Below are 6,378 nucleotides of genomic sequence, written 5' to 3' on the forward strand. Positions count from 1 at the left end.
TGTACAAGGATCATAACCATTATCGACTATTTTGTAACTATATTGATGGAACTAACTACTAGATTTGCCTGCAGGTTGAGGCCCGAACGAGTAAAAGGACATACGTGTGATCACCTACTGGTTTCACGGTATGCTGGTATCTGCGCTCAGGAAGATTTCTTATTTGCCATGTCGTGCTGCTGGTCTGAACGTCGTTGGCAGCTCTTCGGCATCGGAGAGGGGCCGGACAGGTCGATACGTCCTTGAGTTGGGGCAACATGAGGCCGCTATACTTATGCAAACGACGTTTCTCCAGTACAGTAAAGAAAGGCTGTTTCTTAACCAGCTCAAGAGTGTTTGCTGAAACCGGGGAGATTCAACGGGTGCCCCGTGGAGGGTAACTGCAGGACTGATTTTTGACGGTGGCAGGAGTGCATTGTGTGGTACTGGCATTTATGGGGTCGCTATACTCGGCGTATAGCTTCTTCGTACCGCTTAAACCTTCCATTGAATTCGAGGCCTGACGCCTCTGATTCCAGCCAAATGCCCACGATCACTGCCAGGCTCTAATCGCCAGGATTTGATTGCGCTGGAAGCACTTCGATATGCGTATTCCGGGCCTGGTGAGAGTGTGGAGAAAAACGAGTTGAAGCGTATGATGGGCGCTTGGTGTCGACGTCAAATGACCAATGAACCAGCCTCTTAAACCTTCTTCCACAACGCGGCGGCTTACTCCCGCCCGTGTCGCCATACTGTATGCGGCACTGGCTTTGTTTGGGGTTATGGTATTTGGCACCCTGCTCACATACGGCTTCGACGATCCGGTGATGCAGGGGCGAATCGAACTGGCCAAGGATATGCTGTTCGTTCTGGTGACCAGCATTCTGTTTTTTTTCCTGCTCAAGCAGTGGCGAGATCCCATACCGGTCCAGAATGCCCCTTCTGCAAGCTCAATACGCTCAACAAGTTCGCCCATTCGCCGTTGGGAAGACTTGCCGGGCAAGTTGCCCTGGCAAGTGCTGGCTTGTGTGGGTTTGTTGGCATTGGTGCCTTTGGTTGGGTTTGTCGTGGTCAAAGTGAATGCCCCGCACTTCGAGCATGAGGCTTATGAAGATCTGCAAGCCATTGTTGATCTCAAAGCCGAACAAGTTGAAAACTGGGTCGCCGAACGTGAAAGCGATGCTCTGGTCATCATGGCGCAAGCGGGTTTGCCCGAGCAGGTGTTCGATTTGCAGGTGCCTGGCGGGAGCAAACTGGAGGATAAGCTTCGCGAGCGTCTGGCGATTACCATGAGCGCAATGCATATCGAGGCACTGTCGTTGATCGATGCGCAAGGGAAACAGCTCATGGCGTTGGGGCCGACACGACAGTGGTCGCCACAGATGCCCTTGCTGCTGCCTTGGGCGCTGGCCAGCGCCCGACCACAGCGCAGCGCAATCTTCGTCGATGCCGAAGGCCATAGCGCTCTCGACCTCGTCGTGCCTCTGTTCAAGACGGATACAGGTGAGTTGCAGCCCGTGGGCTTCGTGGTCATATATATATCGCTTGAACGCTTCCTGTTTCCCTATATCCAGCGCTGGCCGGCCGGCAGCCCGAGCGGAGAAACCCTGCTCGTCCGCCGCGATGGCGATTCGGCGATCTGTCTCACGGACCTTCGCCACAAACAGGACGGTGACGCTGCCAAACGCGTGCCCATGAGCAGAACGGAGTTGCCTGCCGTCGTGGCGATCAACACCGCGCACCCGGGTACGACTCAGGGTATCGACTATCGGGGCGCGGCGGTTCTGGCGGCTTTTCGTCCAGTGACAGGTACCGACTGGGTTCTTTTGGCCAAGCTCGACCGCGATGAGGTTCTCAAGCCGCTACATGTTCTGGTGTCTTGGATCAGTCTGATCGCCTTGCTTTCCTTCGTCATTCTTGGCGCAGTGATGCTGCTGTTGTGGCGCCAGCGCGGCCGCACCCTGCAACTGGAGGTGCAGGCGAACTCGGACCGGTTGCTACGGCGGTTCTTTGATCTGCCGTTCATCGGCATCGCCGTGAGTTCGCCGACCAGCAAGCACTGGGTGCAATTCAATGACCGTCTGTGCGAAATTCTCGGTTATCCGCGCGAGGACTTGATCCGCATCACCTTGGCCGAAATGACGCATCCGGATGACCTTGGCGTTGATGTCGCCGAGTTCGAGCGGGTCATGCGCGGCGAATCCGAGGGATACGCGCTGGACAAGCGATTCATCCGCAAGGATGGGTCGACGGTGTTTGCGTCCCTTGATGTCAAGTGCGTACGCCAGGCCGATGGCACGCCAGAATACTTCATTGCCACGGTACAGGACATTACCGCGCGCAAGCAGGCCGAAGCCAGAATTCTTCGCCTGACGCGCATGTATTCCGCCTTGAGCGAATGCAACCAGGCCATTGTGCGTTGCACCAGTCAGGAAGAACTGTTCCCGCAAATCTGCCGTTTCGCCGTTGAGTACGGCGGCATGAAGCTGGCCTGGGTCGGGCTGCTTGATCACGACACCCAGCTTGTTCGGCCATCCGCGACCTACGGAGAAGGCGCCGATTTTCTGCATCGTACGCAGGTTTCCGCCGATGCCGACAGTCCGTATGGCAAGGGCGCAACGGGAACCGCGATACGCGAGCGCCGGCCCGTCTGGATCCTGGACTACCTGGCCGATCCGCGCACAGCGGCGTGGCATGAGCACGCCGCGCAAGCAGGTTGGGGAGCGGTGGGCGCCCTGCCGCTGACCAGGCGGGATGAAGTGGTTGGTGCCTTGATTATCTACGCCAACACGGGCGACACCTTCGATGTGGAAGTTCGCGATTTGCTCGTTGAAATGGCGTACGACATCAGCTTTGCCTTGACGTATTTTGCCAAGGACGCCGAGAGAAGGCAGATGGAAACGGCGTTGCGCGAGAGTGAAAGCCGTTTTCGCGATCTTTATGAGAATGCTCCGCTGGCCTACCAGTCGCTGGATCTCGTCGGGAACATTCTGGACGTGAACGAGGCCTGGCTGAACATGCTCGGACGGACCCGCGACGAGGTTATCGGGCGCTTCGTCGGCGACTTCATGACCGATGTCTCGGTCGATACGATGGAGCTTGAATATCCGAATTTCCAGCATACCGGGAGCGTCGACGGGCCGCTGTTCCAGTTCGTCCGTCGTGACGGGACGCACCGGCTATTGATGGTGAATGGGCGGATCAGTCGTGACAAGGAAGGAAACTTCCTGCAGACACATTGCATCCTGACCGATTTGACTGAACGTCAGAAGGCCGAGGAGCAGCTCACGCTTGCCGCCAAGGTGTTCGAACAGAGCGCCGAGGGGATCATTGTCACCGATGCCGATCTGAATATCCTGATGGTCAACCGGGCGTTCTCCGAGATCACGGGCTATAGCGCGATCGAGGTACTGGGGAAGAATCCGCGCATGCTTGCCTCGGGACATCATGACCTGCATTTTTACCGGGCCTTATGGTATGCCGTTTGCACGGAAGGTCACTGGCAGGGTGAATTGTGGAACCGGCGCAAGGACGGCAACATTTGCCCGGAATCGGCCACGATCAGCCAGGTGCGCGACAGCAACGGCAAGGTCAGCCACTACGTGGGCATATTCAGCGATATCTCCGAAGACAAGGCGAACGAGGCGCACATTCATCGCCTGGCCCATTTCGACGCGCTCACGGGCCTGCCGAACCGTAACCTGCTGGCCGGCCGTGTCAGTCAGGCGCTGAGCATGGCGGAACGCGACGGCGAATCGCTGGCGCTGGTTTTCCTCGACCTTGACCGCTTCAAGAATGTCAACGATTCGCTCGGGCACCGTGTTGGCGATGAATTGTTGATTCAGGTCGCCTGGCGTCTACAGTCGACCTTGCGTGACGAGGATACGGTTTCTCGCCTGGGCGGCGATGAATTCGTCCTGGTGTTGCCGGGTGCCAGCGTGGATGGCGCCGCCCACGTTGCGGAAAAACTGTTGAAAACGCTGTCCCAACCCTACCGTGTCGAGCAGCACGAACTGACCATCACCCCATCGCTGGGCATCGCCATGTACCCCGCCGACGGAGCGACCTACGAAGCCCTGTCCATGTGTGCCGACGCGGCCATGTACAGGGCCAAGCATGGCGGGCGCCATACCTTCCGTTTTTTCACCCGGGAGATGCAGGATCGTTCGGATCGGGCGCTGCAACTGGAAAATTTCTTGCGAAATGCGCTTGAGCTGGATCAGCTCGAGCTGCACTACCAGCCCCAGATCTCGCTGGAAAGCGGCGGAATCATTGGCGTTGAAGCGCTGCTGCGCTGGCGGCATCCTGAGTTGGGCAGTGTTGCCCCTGGTGACTTCATTCCCGTTGCCGAGGATAGCGGCCTGATCCTGCCGATTGGCGAATGGGTGCTGCGGACGGCCATTCGCCAGATGAAAGCGTGGATAGATGCCGGTCTGTCGCCAATGGTGATGGCAGTCAATCTTTCAGTGGTCCAGTTTCGGCAGGCCAAGCTTCCGGAATTGGTGACGCAGATCCTTGATGAATTCAAGCTACCGGCGCACTGCCTCGAACTGGAGCTGACCGAGGGTGTGGCAATGGAGGATCCGCCCGCTGCCGTTGCTGTGATGAACGATCTGTACGAGCGCGGAATTCGCATGTCGATTGACGATTTTGGCACCGGCTATTCCTCGTTGAGTTACCTCAAGCGCTTCAAGGTCTACAAGCTGAAGATCGACCAGTCCTTTGTGTGCGACATTTCCAGCGATCCGGAAGATGCGGCGATTGTCGACGCGATTATCGGCCTGTCCGGAAGCCTGGGTCTGCAGACGATTGCCGAGGGTGTCGAGACAGCGGAACAGGTCGCTTTCCTGCGCGACAAGGGATGCGACGAAGTACAGGGCTACTTCTTCGCCAGACCCATGCCGGCAGAACAGTTCGAGGCTTTCGTCCGCGACTATCGTCCGGTGAAATGATTTCGATCAGCGAGTTTCGTTCAACGAGTTTCAGTCAACGCTCGGCGACCCAACGCAGCAGCGCATCCATCGCCGGTTTGCCCATGCGTGACTTCGGGTCGTTGATCAGAAAGACCACCACCCAGCGTTGGTCGTTGCTGTCCAGAACGTAGCCGGCAATTGCTCGCACACCCTCCAGATAGCCGGTTTTCAGATGGGCGCGTCCAGCGGCAGCGCTGTTGCCCAGCCGTTTTTTCAGCGTGCCGTCGATGCCGGCAAGCGGCAGTGAGGATATCAGCTCCGGCATCACCGGGCTTTTCCAGGCGGCGAGCAGCAACTGGCTCAAGCCGTCGGCCGAGACGCGATCGCTGCGCGATAGCCCCGATCCGTTGTCGATCACCAGCGCCGGCAGCTTCAACTTCTTGTCGTCCAGCCATTCCTCGATTCGTTGGCGTGCGCCTTCCGCTGTTGCGGGGCGTTTGGCAGCCAGGGTCAAGAACAGCTGGCGGGCCATTACATTGTTGCTGTACTTGTTTATTTCGCGGACGACTTCGCTGAGTGGCGGCGATTCCTGAATGGCGAGTATGCGGGCGGCGGCTGGTGTCAAACCATCACGCGTCTTGCCGCTCAGGCTTCCTCCAAGTTCGCGCCAAAGGGCACGAAAAAGGCGATCGACCTGCACATTCGCTGACCACGGCGAAAGATTCAGTGCCTTGTCACCGCAATTTGCGGAGAGGCTGCCCGCGAGTTCGATGCCTTCGTCATCGGCCTTGACCTTGATGCGTTCACGCCAGTCGCCACAGGCGTCACGGGTCAGTGCCAGACGGTTCTCGATACGCAGGTCTTCACTCGGTGTTTCGGTGACCACGCCAACGGCATTTTGTGCTGCGTCAGGGCTCAGGGTCAGACGCAGGCTCTTGAGGTTGACCAGCAAGGCGTCCGGGCCAGCGTTGTAGGGACGCAGCGGTTCGTTGTCGAACTCGGCCGGGTTGTGTATCGGCAAAGCGAAGGCGCTGCGGTCAAGTATCAGGTCGCCGCCAATATTGGTAACACCGCGAACGCGCAACTGGCGCAGCAGCAGCCAGAATTGCTCGAGGGCAAGCCGCGGGTCGCCGCTACCACGCAAGTAGAGGTTGCCGCTCAGCTGTCCCTTGATGGCCAGTGAATCCGCCAGAGCTTCCGTCTTCCAGGTGTAGGCCGGACCGAGCAGTTCAAGCGCAGCGTAGGTGGTAACCAGCTTCATCGCCGACGCCGGATTCATTGCCTGCAGGGCGTTATGCCGGATGAGGGGACGGTCGGCGTCAACTCCTTGCACGACAACAGCCACGCTGCGCAGAGGAATACCGGCCTCTTGCAAAGCGCGGGTGACCGCAGGCGGCAATTCGGCGCTGAAAGCGCCAGGCGCCTGTGCCAGCAAAAGCAGAGCAACTGTCAGCAGGAACGTTGGGAAATGCCGTTTAAAGTAATG

2 protein-coding genes are annotated in these 6,378 nt (G+C 58.2%); one reads left to right on the top strand and one right to left on the bottom strand.

The window, feature by feature from the left end; translation table 11 throughout:
* Window positions 1–668 precede the first annotated feature (668 nt).
* On the top strand, window positions 669–4,931 hold the full coding sequence (locus tag PROAA_RS10020) for an EAL domain-containing protein (RefSeq protein ID WP_186411205.1): 4,263 nt from the start codon (window positions 669–671) through the stop codon (window positions 4,929–4,931).
* Between the two features lie 34 nt (window positions 4,932–4,965).
* Here the strand turns inward: PROAA_RS10020 and dacB are convergent.
* A partial coding sequence (gene dacB / locus PROAA_RS10025) for a D-alanyl-D-alanine carboxypeptidase/D-alanyl-D-alanine endopeptidase (RefSeq protein ID WP_222102205.1) occupies window positions 4,966–6,378 on the bottom strand: 1,413 nt, incomplete at its 5' end.

The sequence above is a fragment of the Candidatus Propionivibrio aalborgensis genome (assembly GCF_900089945.1).
GTDB lineage: Bacteria > Pseudomonadota > Gammaproteobacteria > Burkholderiales > Rhodocyclaceae > Propionivibrio > Propionivibrio aalborgensis.

Excerpts from the sequence above, each read along its gene's own strand:
- PROAA_RS10020 (WP_186411205.1), top strand. The coding sequence starts at position 669 with ATGAACCAGCCTCTTAAACCTTCTTCCACAACGCGGCGGCTTACTCCC.